This is a genomic window from Aquabacter sp. (assembly GCF_965279295.1).
Taxonomy (GTDB): domain Bacteria; phylum Pseudomonadota; class Alphaproteobacteria; order Rhizobiales; family Xanthobacteraceae; genus Aquabacter.
The window spans coordinates 227329-242381 of the sequence record NZ_CBDIHQ010000018.1 but is presented as its reverse complement, the minus strand read 5'-3'; the positions used below and the strand labels follow the sequence as shown (position 1 = coordinate 242381).

The following is a 15053-nucleotide window of genomic DNA, read 5'->3' as shown; positions in this document are numbered from 1 at the left end:
CCGGTGGCGATGCTGAACACGAGCCCAGAGCCGGTCGAAAAAGCCGCAGAGAAGCGTGAGGCTGTCATCAGCGTGCGCGACCTCGTGGTGGGTTTCGGCGACCGGGTCATCCTCAACCACCTCAGCCTCGATATCTTGCGGGGTGAAATCCTCGGGTTCGTCGGAACATCGGGCGGCGGCAAGTCGGTGCTGACGCGCACGATCCTGGGGCTGGTTCCAAAGCAATCCGGCACGGTCGAGGTGTTTGGCCAGGATCTGGACGATCTCAACGAGGATCAGCGATCCGCGCTGGAGCGCCGCTGGGGCGTGCTGTTCCAGCAAGGGGCACTCTTTTCCTCGCTGACGGTGAAGCAGAACATCCAGTTCCCGCTGCGCGAGAACCTGAAGCTATCTCAAAAGCTGATGGACGAAATCGCCTACGCGAAGATCGAGATGGTCGGCCTTAAAAGCGACGCAGGAGAGAAGCTGCCTTCCGAATTGTCCGGCGGCATGATCAAGCGGGCTGCGCTGGCGCGGGCCCTGGCACTCGATCCGGAAATCCTGTTTCTGGACGAGCCGACCTCCGGACTTGATCCGATCGGGGCGGGCGACTTCGACGAACTGATCCGGACGTTGCAGCAGACTTTGGGCCTTACGGTTTTCATGGTAACGCACGATTTGGATAGTCTGCACACTGTGTGTGATCGAATCGCCGCTCTCGCTGACGGTAAGGTGATCGCTCAAGGCACGATTGAGACAATGATGGAGGCAACCCATCCTTGGCTTCGCGCTTACTTCCACGGAACCCGGGCCCGAGCGGTCCAGTCGAAACGGTGAGCTAGAAAAAGGCGCATGGAGACGCGAGCCAATTACACGCTGATCGGTGCCTTCACGCTTGCCGTGCTGGTTGCCGCGTTCGGCTTTGTCTACTGGTTCATGCGTCCGTTGGATTCGCAGGGCCGGAAGCCATACGAAATCGTCTATTCCGGCACCGTCAGCGGTCTGCGGCAGGGCAATGCGGTGACGTTCAACGGCATCCCCGTCGGGCAGGTCACATCGCTCGGCCTCCTGCCCGGCAAGCCCAACGAGGTGCTGGTAAAGATCGGCGTGGACGGCAATGTCCCGATCCTTTCGGATTCGCGCGCCGGCCTGGAATCGCAGGGGCTGACGGGCATTGTCATTGTCAGCATCCGGGGCGGAGAGGCCAATTCCGCGCCGATCCCCAACGGACCGAACGGCGTTCCCCGCATTGAGGCCGAGGGCGGCACCGGAATGGCTGGGCTGATTTCGACGGTTCAGGACGTCGCGAAGCGGGTGAACGGCATTCTCGACGCCGTCGATCCCGAAAAGGTCCGGCAGATCGTCGCCAGCGTTGAGTCCTTCACCAAGGCGGTCGGCGACCGCTCCGAAGACGTGGCCTCGCTGCTAAAGCGGTCCAACGAGATTGCCGGCCAGCTCCAGGAACTTGCCACCAAAGCGGATGCCGTGCTTGCCGACCTGAAGAAGGCTTCCAGCGATCCTAATGGCCTTCTGGCGCAGGCGACCGAGGCCGCGACCTCCGTTCGCAAGCTCGCGGAAAACCTCGACACGCGCACGGCCCAGCTGACCGACGAGGTGAAGAAGTTCACCGGCCCCGGGCTGCGCCAGTTTGAATCTCTGGCCGCTGACGGCCGCCGGACACTCTCGGATATCGATCGCACGTTCAGGAATTTTGAACGTAATCCGCGACAATTCATATTCGGCGGCAGCACCGTGCCAGAATATAGGCGGTGATGAATGACGCTCAGTGAGCCGAGGGGTCGTAACGTGTGCCGTAGTCGACATGCGTCGGTGCTGATGCGCGCCCTGCCATTAGCATTGAGTCTTGCCCTGGCGGCCTGCGCCTCGGCGCCGGTGCCCACCTTCGACCTGTCCGCCCCCAACGGCTTCAAGGCGAGTGGTGGCTCGGGACAACTCATCGTGGTGTCACCCACCGCGCTCGCGGCCCTCGACACCGAGAAGATCATGGTGGAGCCCGCGCCCGGGCAGATCAATTATCTTCCCGACGCCCAATGGAGCGACCGTCTGCCTGCGCTGTTACAGGCCCGCACCGTCCAGGCGTTCGAGAACGGCAGCAAGCTACGCCGCGTTGCACGGCCGGGCGACGGAATTTCCGCCGACTACCAGCTGAACCTGGACGTCAGAACCTTCGGCGTGCAGGTCCTGGCCGGCAGCCCCGATGCGGTGGTTGAACTATCCGCGAAGGTGATTGGCATCGCCTCCGGCAAGATCCTGGCGGCACAGGTGTTCTCGGCACGCGTGCCGGTCAGCGCCATGAACGGCGCCAACGTCACGGCGGCGCTGGACGCCGCCTCCAACAAGGTTCTCACCGACATTGTGCGCTGGGCGTCCGCCCGGTTCTGACGTCCCGGACGCTTTCCCAGGCCCGACGCTTTCCAAGCGAACCTAAAACGAAAACGCCCGCCGCGTATTATGCGCGGCGGGCGTTTTCGTTTGGGCGGGAGAGGCTGGCTCTCCCGCGGTTCTCAAGCCTCAGTCGAAGTGACCGGAGGCGTGCCCAAGCATGGTGTAAACCTTGCCGGTATCGGAGGTGAGATAGGTCTTGGTCAGTACGTTACCGCGATCATCCGCCCCAACCTGATCGAGCAGCCGGTCAAATTCGGCGATGTAGCGGTCCACCGTCTCGCGGAACTCGGCATCGTTGCGATACTTGCGGCGCAGCTCGTCGAAGGTCTGCTGCCCCTGCATCGTGTAGAGCCGGCGGGTGAACACATTGCGCTCACCGCGCTTGTACCTCTCCCAAAGCTCCACCGCTGCCTGATGGTCGATCATCCGCGCGATGTCCACGGAAAGCGAGTCGAGCGACTCGATGGTGTGGCGAGGAAGGCGTGCGCGGCTCGGCTCCGGGCGGCGCGGCTCGGGAACCGCCGGCGTCTCGTTGAGATCGCCAGAGGCGCGCGCCAACAGTTCGGAGAGCCAGCCGTCACGGCCGCCTTCCACATCCCGAGCGGGCTCGGGACGCTGCACGGGCGGGCGCGGCTCGGGGACGGCGCGCTCGACCGTCTCTGAGCGACGAGAAGGCAGGGCGGACGCCCGGCGCGGTGCCTCCGCAGGCGCGGCAGCGGCAAGCGGGGGGGCTGCTACCGGCTCAGCGCGCGGTGCGCGAGGGGCAGGGGCGGGGCGTTCAAAAGAACGCTCCACGGGACGTTCCACAGGACGCTCCGGGGCTCGCTCCACATGCCGCTCGGCGGGACGTTCCACGGCGCGTTCGGCACTCGGACGCGGGGGGAGGGTGTCGCGGGACAGGAAGCGTCCGCTGCCGGCTGCAACATCCACCGACTGGCCCTGGCGGGCGACGATTTCGTTGAGTTCGGCGAGCGCCTTGATCTGCTCGGCCACGGCGCGACGCATGGTGGCGGCGCTTGCCTCGGTCTCGGCCGGAAGCTCCAGGATGCCCTTCTTCATTTCCTCGCGGGCGAGTTCGATGGATTGCTGCACATCCTGTGCAGCGCCCTTGAGCTGGCGCGACACATCGGTGAATCGGCGGCCGGTGTCCTCGAACAGGCGGTTCACTTCGCCCATGGCCTCCTGGTAGGTGCCGCGCAGCATCTCCGCCACGCGCTCACGCTCCACCGAGGATGCACTGCGCACCTGGTCGAACTGGCTTTCCAGAGCCTTGGAGGAGGTCGCGGCCGATTCCACCACCGCGTTGGCGATGTCCTGCGTCCGCTGTTGGGCCGAGAGAAGCGACTGCTCCAGCATCCCGTTGAAGTTTCCGAGCCGGTTCTCCAGTTCCTGGGCACGGGCCGAAAGGTCGGCGCCGAGCTGTTCCAGGGCCAGCTTGCGGCTGCTGAGAGTGGCCTCGACATGATCGTGGGTCTGGCCGAGGGAGAGCGATGCCTCCATCACGCCGCGGCCCTGTTCCTCGAACCGCTGGGTCAGAGCGCCGATTTCGCCGAGCGCGGTCTGGGTGAGGGCGCGCAGATTATCGACCTCGATGCCAAGCTGGCCGACCGTGCCCGCCGCCGTCCCGTTGAGCGTACGGACATTGTCCTGCAGCGCATTGACCTGGGAGGCGAACCCGCCCTCGAAGTGATTGAGGGCGCCGACCATGCCGGACATGGCCTGCTGGAAGGTCCCGTCGGCCTCGTTGAGACGCTCAACAATGGTCTGAACGTCGCCCCGCACCGCGTTGTTTGCGGCCGAGATTTGCGCGACCGTGCGCTGGCTGGCCTCCTGGAGGGCATCCAAGAACAAGCCGTTCTTGCCGTCCAGCACGTCGGACATTTCCTGCAGCCGCTCGGTGAGCGCGATCGAGATCGTGTCCGCCTGGCCGGTCAGAGCCTGGCCGACATTTTCCGCAAGGCCGGTGAGGGCGCTTTCCACCTGCGCGGCATCCTGCCGGAGGCGCGTCGACACGCTTTCCACCTTGCCCGCAAGGTTCTGCGCGACCGCATTGCCGCGCATCTCCAGCGCCGCCGACACGCTTTCGAGGCGGTTGGTCACCAGATCCTCGATGCGCGCGACCCGATGCTCAAGTTGCGCGGCGATATCCTCAGCCCGTGCTGTGATGGCGCCGCTGGCATAGTCGGTGCGCTCGGCAAGCAGGTCACCGATCGCCTGGGCCTTGGAGCCGATGGTTTCTCCCACATAGTCCGCGCGATCGGTCAGCAGGTCGCTGATCGCTTGGGTGCGCTGGGTGAAGAAGTCGTCCAGCGTCGACAGGCTCTGGTCGATAATGGAGCTGGCATAGTCGGTGCGCTCGCTCAGCAGGCTGCCGATGGCCTCCGCCTTGGAGCCGATGGCATCGCCCACATAGTCCGCCCGCTCGATAAGCAGGTTGCCGATGGCCTGGGTCCGCTGCGTGAACAGATTGTCGAGCGTGGCGAGGCTCTGGTCGATGGCGTTGCTGGCGTAGTCGGTCCGCTCGGTGAGCAGGTTGCCGATGGCTTCCGCCTTCGCGCCGATGGTTTCGCCCGCATAGTCCGCCCGCTCGGTGAGCAGGTTGCCGACCGCCTGGGTGCGCTGGGTGAAGAAATCGTCGAGCGTCGCCAGGCTCTGGTCCATGGAATTGCTGGCGTAGTCGGTCCGCTCTATGAGCAGATTGCCGATGGCCTCCGCCTTCGCGCCAATGGTTTCGCCCACATAGTCCGCCCGCTCGGTGAGCAGGTCGCCGATGGCCTGGGTGCGCTGGGTGAAGAAGTCGTCCAGCGTCGCCAGGCTCTGGTCGATGGTTTCGCTCGTCGTCCGCATGCCGGCGGAAATGGCCGCCGCAAGCTGCTCGGAGCGAACCGAAAGGGTATCGGCCAAATCGCGTGTCTTGCCCTCGATCGACTGTTCGACGCGGTTGAGGCGGTCGTCCAGCGCGTTGGCGAAGGTGTCGGCGGTGGTATCGAGGCGCTCGTCTAGCCCCGCGAGGGTGCCCTGGAGGCTTTCGTTGAGCACATGCACCTGGAGCGAGAGACCATCCACTAGGGCGGGCGCGTGCAGGCGCAGGGTCGCGTCGAGATTCTCCACGCCCTGCTGCACCGCCTGCGCCATGAGGGCGCTGTCCTGGCCGATGCGCTCTGCGAGGTCGCCGCCGTGCACCGTGATGGTTTCTTCCAGGGTCTTCAGCCGCGCGTTGAGCATGTCGCGGATGGCATCGCCCTTGGTGCCGATGGTGGAGACCAGCATGTCGGCGGTCGCGCCGAACGCATCGGTCACGCTGCTGCCGCGTGCGCCGATGGCCTCGGTGACTTCCATACCGATGGCGCCGAGGCGGTCGGTCATTTCATTGCCGGCGAGAGCCAGGGCGTCGGTGATCTCGTCACCCTTCTGGAGCAGCGAGGAGGCGACCTCGTGGCCGCTGCGCTCAAGCGCCTCGGTGAGGCGCTCGCCAGTCTCCGCGAGACGCTCCTGCAAGGCATCGCCATGCACCGAGACGGCATCGTGGATGCGGTTTCCCGCCAGTTCGATGCGCTCGGCGAGATCGCCGCCATGCATCGCCAGCGTATCGCCGACGCGGGCGCCCGTGTCTTCGATCTTACGAACAAGATCGCCACCTCGGTTGGAGAATTCCATGACCATGGCTTCGCCCGCATCGCGGAACGAATTGGTGATTTCGGAGGCACGCACCGCAACGTCGTCGGCAAAGCGAGCGCTGTTGGATTCAAGCGCATCGACGATCGCCGCGCGGTTGGCGTCCACACCCTGGGACACTTCCTCGCTCCAGCGCGAGATCAACACCGCCACCTCGGTCGAGGAGGAAAGCAGGCTGGCGCTCAGTTCGTCCGTGCGGGACTTCATGGTTGAGGTCAGGGCATCGCCCGAACGCACGAGGTTGTTTTCCAGCGTGCTGCCGACGATCTGCAGACGATCGACCAGATCATTGCTGCGTGCGGCCAGGCTTTCGGCGACGGTATCGCCGACCAGACTCAGCGCATCGCTCATTTCGTGGCCGCGCTGGCCAAGCAGATCGCTCACCCGCTCGACGGCGGCGGTCACATTGTCCTGCACGCGGTCGGCGACTTCCCGCACTTCGCTGGAGAGCATGTTCTCGGCATCCATGATGCCGTCGCGCAGCCGCTCGGTGTGCACCAGGATGTTCTGCCGCTCGGACTGAAGTTCGCCGATCAGGTTGCGGATGCGGATTTCATTGTCTTCGTAGGCGCGCTCGAGGATTGACACCTCGTTGCGCACGACGCTCTCAAGCTCGGCCGCGCGGGCGATGGCGCGGTCGAGGCCTTCGCCCATGGCCGCCACTTCGCGGCGCACCGCCTGGCCGACCGTAACCACGGCGTCGGTGCCAAGGGATTCCGGCTGGGCGAGGCGCAGCGCGACTTCGGTCATGGAACGGCTGACCATTTGAAGGTCGCGCGAGCGGCGGACCATCACGGCAAGGCCGAAGATGGCGAGGGGCGGAATGATCAGGCCGCCGAGGATCGCGAGCAGGGCGGGAGAAGACAGCAGGGCGTCAATGCCGCTCAATCCCGCGAAAGCCCCCTTCTGGGTGGCGATGGCATAGGGCAGGCCAAAGCCGATCCAGAGGATCGCAAGTCCGGCAGCCCACCAATAGGGCGCGGGAGAGGAACGACGCTGGAGCTGGCTGAGAAGCTGGCCCACCGTCTGGCGATCATCATTGGCGGCACGGCGCTCGGCGACATCGACCCGCGCCCGGCGCGGGCGGGCGTCCCGCTGCGGTGGATTGGGCCTTTCCTCCGGGGCGTGCGGCGCCTCGGCAGTGTCGATCTTCAGCGTCAGAGCTTCCTGGATCGCCGAAAGCGCCGCCTCGGTGGGATCCTGGATCTTGCGCGGTGTCTTCATGATCGCCTCTGTCGCCCAGGTGCGGCATTGCCGCACCTTTCCCATAAGTGTGGTTCAAACCAACGCTCGCCAGGAAAGCAGATACAATCCCGCAAGAGTTTGTTTACCTTGCCGCATCTTAACTTTGCGGAGGCATGGATTGAAACCGTCCCCTGCCACACATGTGAATATATCGTTAACGCGCGCATGAGTTGGCATCTCGCCTTGCTTGACCCTGGCCGCTATAGGGACGGTCAACAACAGGACATCCTCCCCGCATGCCTCGCATCACGTTCGTTTCTCCTGAAGGGTCCTCGCGCGTCATTGAGGCGCTGGTGGGAGCCACGGCCATGGAAGTCGCAATCCGCAATCATGTTCCCGGCATAGACGCAGAATGCGGCGGTGCCTGTGCCTGCGCCACCTGCCATGTCTATGTGGACGAAGCATGGCGCGAAGCCGTGGGCGAGCCCGAGCCCATGGAAGAGGACATGCTCGACTATGCGGTCGACGTTCGGCCCTCTTCCCGCTTGTCCTGCCAGATCAAGCTGACAGCGCAGCTAGATGGGTTGATACTGCATACCCCGGAGCGTCAGGGCTGACGTTTCCGCTCCGCATTCCGGCGCAACTGGCCTGACAGGTAATGATGAGCACGGCCAACACGCTAGAACTCTCCATCGTCATGCCCTGCCTCAATGAGGCGGAAACGCTCGGCGTATGCGTGGCCAAGGCCATGTCCTATCTGGCGCGCAGCGGGATCAATGGAGAGGTCCTGGTTGCCGACAACGGCTCGACCGACGGCTCACAGGCCATCGCCACCGCGGCCGGTGCACGGGTGGTGCCGGTGCCGGAGCGGGGCTATGGCGCGGCGCTCAAAGGCGGCATTGCAGCAGCCAGCGGCCGCTTCGTGGTGATGGGCGACGCGGACGATTCCTACGATTTCTCGAACCTCGACGCATTCGTCGCCCAGCTCAGAAGCGGCGCGGATATCGTCATGGGCAACCGGTTCGAGGGCGGGATCGCGCCCGGAGCCATGCCTTTCCTACACCGCTACCTCGGCAACCCGGTCCTGTCTTTCCTCGGCCGGTTGTTCTTCCGGGTGGAGGTGCGGGATTTCCATTGCGGCTTGCGGGGGTTCAACACCGCCTCGGTGCGCGGGCTCGGCCTTGAAACCACCGGCATGGAATTCGCAAGCGAAATGGTGGTGCGCGCGTCGCTGGCCGGCAAGGCCATCGTCGAGGTACCGACCACGCTGAAGAAAGACGGGCGCTCCCGGCCGCCGCATCTCAAGACGTGGCGCGACGGGTGGCGCCATCTGCGCTTCCTGCTGCTCTACAGCCCGCGCTTTCTGTTCCTGTATCCCGGCCTCGCGCTGATCCTGATCGGACTGGTGGGCATGATCGCCCTGTTTCCGGGACCGCTCGCCATCACCCCCAACCTGCGGCTGGACATTCACACCTATCTCGTGGCCGCCATGACCATATTGGTGGGTGTGCAGGCGGTGTCGTTCTCCATCATCGCCCGACGCTATGGCGCGCTACTGGGTTTCATACCCGCATCCGAGGATTTGCAACGCGTCTTGCGCGCGTTCAGCCTGGAACGGGTGCTGATCGGGGCGCTCGCCTTGGGCACGGTGGGGCTGGTGTGTACCTTTTGGGCGTTTCTCAGCTGGGCAGAGACCGGGTTCGGGAATCTCGCCTACGGCCACGTCATGCGCGTGCTGGTGATCGGATTGACAGCCCTGACCTGCGCAATTCAGCTCGCCTTTACGGCGTTCCTGGCGAGCGCGATCGAAATGCCCCTGCGACCTTGAGCGCGACAATCAATAGCCCGAGCACGGCGATCCAGGCGACGCGCGCCTGATAGCGGTCGGTCGGATTGGACAGGATGCCGCAAACCGCCGCGTTGGCGGCGAGGATGGCGAAGAAGCTTCCGGTCAGAAGCGCGATCTCAAGCTGCCGCGTCCATAACGCTCGGATAAAAACCGCCAACAGGACGAAAGTGGCGCCGATCGCGACCGGCACATGAAGCAGGTTGAGATCGTCGAGATCGATGCCTTGAGGCGATTGCTGCCGGGCACCCATCATCGCGGCGCGCGACGCCGGCATATCCTGGTCGATGACTTCATAACTGTCGGTCAGGTAATTGAAGAAGCTTTCTCCTGTCCCGACCGTCACCATCTGCCGGGCGAACGCCCGCACCGCGAGGGCCGCGTTACGGATCGGTTCGCTTTTGAGGCTGCCGATGATGACCGCGCGCATATAGGGCTCCCCGCCCTGCATGCCGCCGATGGCGTTGAAGATCGCGTCGTCGTCCCACAAAAAATCGTTGGCCGTATCGGGCAAGTCGTTGCGATACATGCAAAGCGGCTGTGCGGGCTGCGGACAATGGTCGGCAAGATAGCGCGCGACCATCCCGTCTTCCAGGAGGCGCCCGAAAACAAAGGCGATGCCGCCCGGGGTCGCCGCGAAGCGGCCGGCGATTGCGAGATTGGCAAGGGGATTGATCAGCGCCGACAGGACGAGCGCCGCAACGGGCAGGCGCCAGCGCATGTCCGCGCGCAGCGCCGGCACGGCGAGACACGCCCCGAGCGCGGCCAATAGCAGAAGAATCTGTGCCGCCAGGGCTGAAGCGTGGCAGGCGCCCGCAAGCGCGACGGTTGCGACCAGGATGGTCATCTCCACCCGCCCGAGCTGCCGTCCTTTCCAGACCAAGAGATAGAGCGCGAGCGGGCCGCAGGCCGCCAATGCGTCCGGCATCAACTGACCCGCGATGAAGGGCAGGGCGGTGAATATCGAAAGAATGACGCTCGATGCCAGGACGAGAAGCGGACGTCCGCCCAACCCGTGCACCCGGAGCATGAGCATGGCGAGCCAGGCGCACAGCAGGCTCTGGACGATCACCACCGGCCAGAAGTCCGGCCGGCTGCCGGCCAGGAGCAGCAGCCCATAACTGATGGAGCGACCGGGCACGACCGCTCGCGACAACACGGTCGAGAGATAACCACCCGTGTCCCAGAACAGGAACGGAAAGCCGTTGAGCCAAGCGGGCAGGGCGATGACCAGCGCGGATGCCAAAACGCATAGCGCCATTGCGGCACGCGCGGAAAAAACGCCGGCATGCCGGGTCGCGGGCGGAGGGAGCGCGCTTGCGGTCGTCATGCCGCCTGCCGTCCCCCTTCGCCGACCCTGTGGAATGTGACGCTCTGGTCGACGCTCATGCTTCCTTTACCAGAGCCCCGACACAATATTGCCTGGGGCGATGAGGATAAATCATGTCGAGTGTAACCGCTTCGGCTGAAAGATACGCTGTCGTGCCGTCCGCAGAATTCCATTCGCCGAACATTCTCGTTTTCGACTCGGGCCTTGGCGGCTTGTCGGTGTTTCAGGAAATCACCCGGCTTCGGCCGGACGGGAATTATGTCTACGCGGCCGATGCCGCGGCCTTCCCTTACGGCGCCATGAGCGAACCGGCTCTGACGGCCCGTGTTGCCGAGGTGATGGACGATCTGATCGCCAAGTACCGGCCGGATATCGTCGTCGTCGCTTGCAATACCGCGTCCACACTGGCGCTGCCGACCCTTCGGGCGCGGCATTCGGTCCCGTTCATCGGCACAGTGCCGGCGATCAAGCCGGCATGCGCGGCGTCTGTCTCCAAACGGGTGAGCGTGCTTGCGACCCCCGGCACGGTGAGGCGCGACTATACCGCCGGCCTGATCCGCGAATTCGCCAGTGCCTGCAAGGTCTCTCTGGTCCCGAGCGACCGCCTTGCCGGCTTAGCGGAAGCCCTGCTGCACGGCGAGACGGTTGACGACGCCGAAATCCGCGCCGAAATCGCCCCCTGTTTCGTGCGGGACGAGGGCGGGCGTACCGATACCGTGGTCCTCGCCTGCACCCACTACACCCTGATTCTCGACCATTTGCGGCGCCTCGCGCCCTGGCCGGTCTCCTGGGTCGACCCCGCGCCCGCCATCGCGCGGCGTGTTGTCTCCCTGCTGGGGCCGACCTCGTCCGCTTGCAGTCCCAAGCCGGTCCGGCTGGTGTCAACAGGGGCGCCACTGGATTCGAAGCTGGTGGCAAATATCCTTCAGCGCACCGTGGAGACCTCTGAGGTACTTCCCGCGCGTATCGCGGTGGCGTCTTGATGGCCGGGGAAAACTCTTACAACCTCGGCCGGCGCAGCGTTCTAGCCGGCCTGATCGGCGCGGCGTTCGTGCCGGGGACGGCATTCGCACAGACCGCCGCTCTGCCTTTTCCGGCCTGGGTGGCCAAGTTCAAGGCCCGGGCACTGGCGCGCGGCGTCAGCAGCGAAGTCTACGACCAGGTGATGGCGGGCGTCGTGCCCGACAAGAGCGTCTATGCCGCCGACAAGGCGCAACCTGAGTTCCAAGAACAGGTCTGGCAGTATCTCAACCGACGTGTTTCCGAATGGCGCATCGAGACCGGGCGCAAGCGGGCGGCGGAATACGCCGGGCTGTTCAACCGCATCGAGGAAGCGTTCGGCGTCGATCGCCGCGTGATGCTGGGATATTGGGGCATGGAATCCGCATTCGGTGACGTGGTGGAAAACCCGCGACACATGAAGTCGGTGTTCAACTCCCTGTCGGCATTGGCTTGGGGGGAGCCAAGGCGGCGGACCTATTGGGAAACCGAGTTGCTCAACGCCTTGGTGATCGTCCAGCGCGGCTGGGGCACGCCGGGGGAGATGGTCGGTTCGTGGGCCGGCGCCATGGGGCACACCCAATGGATGCCCGAAGTCTGGCTCAACATGGGCGTGGACTTCGACCGCAACGGGCGCATCTCGCCCTTCGGAAAGCCGGATGATGCTTTAGCAGGCACCGCCAACTATCTGGTAAAGCGCGGAAAATACCGGCGCGGCGAACCGTGGGGGTTCGAGGTGCGCCTGCCTAGCGGCTTCGACACAAAGCTCGCGGACGCCAAGACCTGGCGGTCGCTCGATGCCTGGGGGGCGCATGGCATCACCACCATCGAAGGTGGATCGATGGCAGGTTATGACGCGCAAGCGCGGCTCTGGCTGCCGGGCGGGAACGGCGGCCCAGCCCTGATTCTGCTGCCGAACTTCTACGCCGTGCGCTCCTACAATCCCTCCTCGAGCTATGCCCTGGCCGTTTGCCACCTTGGCGACCGGATTGCCGGCGAGGGCGCCTTCGTCACCCCCTGGGCAGACGGCGAGCGCACGCTCGCACTCGCGGAAATCCAGGAAATCCAGCAGCGCCTGACCCGAAACGGCTTCGACACCGGCGGAACGGATGGGCGCGTCGGGCAAGACACCATGCGCGCGGTGCGGGCGTTCCAGCAGCAGGCGGGGCTCTCTCCGGCGGACGGCTACCCTGGCCTGAAGGTCCTCACCGCATTGCGCGGCCGCTAACAGACGGAAGCGTTGGCCGCGCTCCATTCGCGCATCACCGCCCGGAAATTCCCGTAGAGCTGCGCCGCCGCCTTGTGGAGCACCGCCATGTGCTGCGTGGCGGCGGCCTCCAGAAGCGCCTGCCCATCCGGGCCGGTGATGGATTCGAGTGCGCAGCGGTATTCGGGAATCGCGCCCCAGTCGCGGACCGTGCTCTCGGTCAGTTCCACATGATACTGGATGCCGAACGCCCGCTCGCCCACCTGAATGGACTGGATGGCGCAATGGATATTTTCCGCCAGCACCCGAGCGCCGGCAGGTAGCCGGGTGATCGCCGCCCCATGCCACTGCAGCGCCGGAAAAACGTCCGCCGTACCCGCGAACAGCCGCGAATCCCGCCCGGCAGGCGTCAGGCTGATATCGCAGACGCCGACCTCCGGCTGGCGCATCAGGCTCACCTCGCCGCCCATCGCTTCCGCGAGAAGCTGGTGCCCCAGGCAGATGCCGAGGAAGGGGCGATCCGCGCGAACCCAGTCCCGGATCACCCGCTTTTCCTCAATCATCCAGGGGTGCAGATCCTCCTGCCAGACATCCATGGGGCCGCCGAGCACCAGAAGCGCGTCATATCCCGCGAGAACTGGTATTTCGCCGCCCCGGTCGAGTTCCACCGTGTCCCAGGCAATATCGTCCGCACGCATGAAATCCCGAAAGGTGCCGGGATGCTCAGTGGCGGCATGCTGGAGGACAAGGATTCTCATTCACGGCTCCGAACGCGATCCCCTAGCTTAAAGCACACACGCAACCGGAACGTTGACACAGAAGTGTCGCGCACGTAGAAGCCTGCGTCTCGCTGGTCGAACCTTCGGCCGGCGGTGATATGTTTGGTTTTTTCACGCACCCGTGGCTTTCGTCGGCAGCTCGCCGGCGGGCCTGTCGGTGGTGCCGGTTCGCCGGGGCCACAGAGGAGGGGCGCGATCCACTCCAAGACGCAACAAGGATCAGCGTTACATGAGCAAGCGGATAGCGGCGAAGCACAAACTCGACCGCCGCATGGGCGAGAACATCTGGGGCCGCCCGAAGAGCCCCATCAATCGTCGCGAATACGGCCCCGGCCAGCACGGCCAGCGCCGCAAGGGCAAGCTTTCCGACTTCGGCGTGCAGCTGCGCGCTAAGCAGAAGCTGAAGGGCTATTATGGCTCCATCGGCGAGAAGCAGTTCCATGCGACCTACGTGGAAGCGGGCCGCCTCAAGGGCGACACCGGCGCCAACCTGATCGGCCTCCTGGAGCGCCGGCTGGACGCGGTGGTCTACCGCGCCAAGTTCGTGCCCACCGTGTTCGCCGCCCGCCAGTTCGTGAGCCACGGCCACGTCAAGGTGAACGGCCGCCGCGTGAACATCCCGTCTTACCTCGTGAAGATCGGCGATGTGATCGAGGTCAAGGACGCCTCCAAGCAGATGGCCCTGGTGTTGGAAGCCATGCAACTCGCCGAGCGCGACATTCCTGATTACCTAGAAGTCGACCAGAACAAGCTCGCCGCCACGTTCGTGCGCATTCCCGAGCTGAACGAAGTCCCCTATCCGGTTCAGATGGAACCGAACCTGGTGGTCGAGTTCTATTCGCGCTGATCCCTCGGGACACCGCAGACAGTCAAAGGGCCGCCTTCGGGCGGCCCTTTTCGTTTGTGCGCGCACGGGAGCAGGCGGCTACATCTCCCAATCCACCTGCTCCACGCCGGGCATCTCGCGTAGCACGGCGATGAAGGCCGGCGCCGTGCCGAGGTTCGATGCTTCGGCCCAAAGCTGGAACCGGTATTCCCGCCGCCCGGCAGCCGGCTCATAGCGGACGAACATGCGCCGCACGCGCGCATTGGAGCCGGTGATGAGGGCTTTTATCGCCGCCTCGCCCGGACCCTCGCGCCCCAGGGTAATCGCAAGGCTGGCCTCTTTCTGGCGGTTGAGATGTCCTTCGAGGCGCTTCAGGCCACCCAGGACAAAGAGGGAGATGACGAAAGCCGCTCCGCCAAGACTCAATTGGCCGAGCCCGAAGCACAGGCCCATTACGGTGACGAACCAGAGCGTGGCTGCAGTCGTCACGCCATGCACCAGGCCATCGCGCCGGATGATCGCACCGGCACCGATGAAGCCTATGCCGGTCAGGATACCCAATGGCAGGCGCATGACGTCGATCTGCGCGAAGCCGCCGCTTTCCTTGCCTGTGGTGCCCAGAAGCAGATTGGTGCTGACCGCCGCGAAGCAAGCCGCCATGCCCACGAGGACCGTGGTGCGCATGCCCGCCGCGCGCTCCTGCCACTCACGGTCAAGGCCCACCACGCAGCAGGCGATGAAGGCGCAAAGGAGCCTCAGGCTGATATCGGCCCAACCGGGAGATAAAATCACTGATACCTCCGCAGCAGACGATATGCCGA

12 protein-coding genes are annotated in these 15053 nt (G+C 64.8%); 8 read left to right on the top strand and 4 right to left on the bottom strand.

Annotated elements, in window-relative coordinates; translation table 11 throughout:
- Positions 1–9: 9 nt before the first annotated feature.
- Genes ADADO0_RS19010 through ADADO0_RS19000 form a run of 3 tightly spaced genes read left to right on the top strand, consistent with a single transcriptional unit; the run spans position 10 to position 2382 of the window.
- Positions 10–816 (top strand): ABC transporter ATP-binding protein, encoded by an 807-nt coding sequence (locus ADADO0_RS19010; RefSeq protein WP_511306773.1) that lies wholly within the window; start codon positions 10–12, stop codon positions 814–816.
- 15 nt (positions 817–831) lie between these two features.
- Positions 832–1752 carry an MlaD family protein gene (locus tag ADADO0_RS19005; protein ID WP_511306772.1) on the top strand — a complete coding sequence of 307 codons (921 nt, stop codon included), beginning with the start codon at positions 832–834 and terminating at the stop codon, positions 1750–1752.
- A 33-nt stretch (positions 1753–1785) separates the two neighbouring features.
- Entirely contained in the window at positions 1786–2382 is a 597-nt protein-coding gene (locus tag ADADO0_RS19000) for an ABC-type transport auxiliary lipoprotein family protein (protein ID WP_511306771.1), read from the top strand.
- A gap of 129 nt (positions 2383–2511) precedes the next feature.
- Here the strand turns inward: ADADO0_RS19000 and ADADO0_RS18995 are convergent, their stop codons facing one another.
- Complete coding sequence (locus ADADO0_RS18995) at positions 2512–7284, bottom strand: apolipoprotein A-IV repeat region-like domain-containing protein (RefSeq protein WP_511306770.1); 4773 nt, start codon at positions 7282–7284, stop codon at positions 2512–2514.
- Positions 7285–7541: 257 nt separating this feature from the next.
- Here ADADO0_RS18995 and ADADO0_RS18990 point away from each other — a divergent pair, with 257 nt between their 5' ends.
- On the top strand, positions 7542–7862 hold the full coding sequence (locus tag ADADO0_RS18990; RefSeq protein ID WP_511306769.1) for a 2Fe-2S iron-sulfur cluster-binding protein: 321 nt from the start codon (positions 7542–7544) through the stop codon (positions 7860–7862).
- Between the two features lie 44 nt (positions 7863–7906).
- Positions 7907–9073: a glycosyltransferase family 2 protein gene (locus tag ADADO0_RS18985; RefSeq protein ID WP_511306768.1), complete on the top strand. Its 1167-nt coding sequence runs from the start codon at positions 7907–7909 to the stop codon at positions 9071–9073.
- On the opposite strand, the gene ADADO0_RS18980 is transcribed toward ADADO0_RS18985, so the two are convergent.
- A complete protein-coding gene (locus ADADO0_RS18980) occupies positions 9027–10421 on the bottom strand; it encodes a hypothetical protein (protein ID WP_511306767.1) in 1395 nt (464 codons plus the stop codon). The two genes, ADADO0_RS18985 and ADADO0_RS18980, sit on opposite strands and share 47 nt — an antisense overlap.
- A gap of 113 nt (positions 10422–10534) precedes the next feature.
- On the opposite strand from ADADO0_RS18980, the gene murI reads away from it, so the two are divergent.
- Together murI and ADADO0_RS18970 are read left to right on the top strand one after the other, a co-directional pair.
- Complete coding sequence (murI, locus tag ADADO0_RS18975) at positions 10535–11404, top strand: glutamate racemase (RefSeq protein WP_511306766.1); 870 nt, start codon at positions 10535–10537, stop codon at positions 11402–11404.
- Positions 11404–12648 carry a lytic murein transglycosylase gene (locus ADADO0_RS18970; RefSeq protein WP_511306765.1) on the top strand — a complete coding sequence of 415 codons (1245 nt, stop codon included), beginning with the start codon at positions 11404–11406 and terminating at the stop codon, positions 12646–12648. Before murI ends, ADADO0_RS18970 begins: the two co-directional genes overlap by 1 nt.
- Here the strand turns inward: ADADO0_RS18970 and ADADO0_RS18965 are convergent.
- The gene (locus tag ADADO0_RS18965; RefSeq protein ID WP_511306764.1) at positions 12645–13385 is read right to left on the bottom strand and encodes a type 1 glutamine amidotransferase; all 741 of its coding nucleotides are present in this window, start codon (positions 13383–13385) and stop codon (positions 12645–12647) included. The genes ADADO0_RS18970 and ADADO0_RS18965 overlap by 4 nt on opposite strands.
- A 250-nt stretch (positions 13386–13635) precedes the next feature.
- Between ADADO0_RS18965 and rpsD the strand changes: the two genes are divergently transcribed.
- The gene (gene rpsD / locus ADADO0_RS18960) at positions 13636–14253 is read left to right on the top strand and encodes a 30S ribosomal protein S4 (RefSeq protein ID WP_511306763.1); all 618 of its coding nucleotides are present in this window, start codon (positions 13636–13638) and stop codon (positions 14251–14253) included.
- 78 nt (positions 14254–14331) lie between these two features.
- Here the strand turns inward: rpsD and ADADO0_RS18955 are convergent, their stop codons facing one another.
- Positions 14332–15024, bottom strand: a complete 693-nt coding sequence (locus ADADO0_RS18955) for an MgtC/SapB family protein (RefSeq protein ID WP_511306762.1) — start codon at positions 15022–15024, stop codon at positions 14332–14334.
- Between the last annotated feature and the right edge of the window lie 29 nt (positions 15025–15053).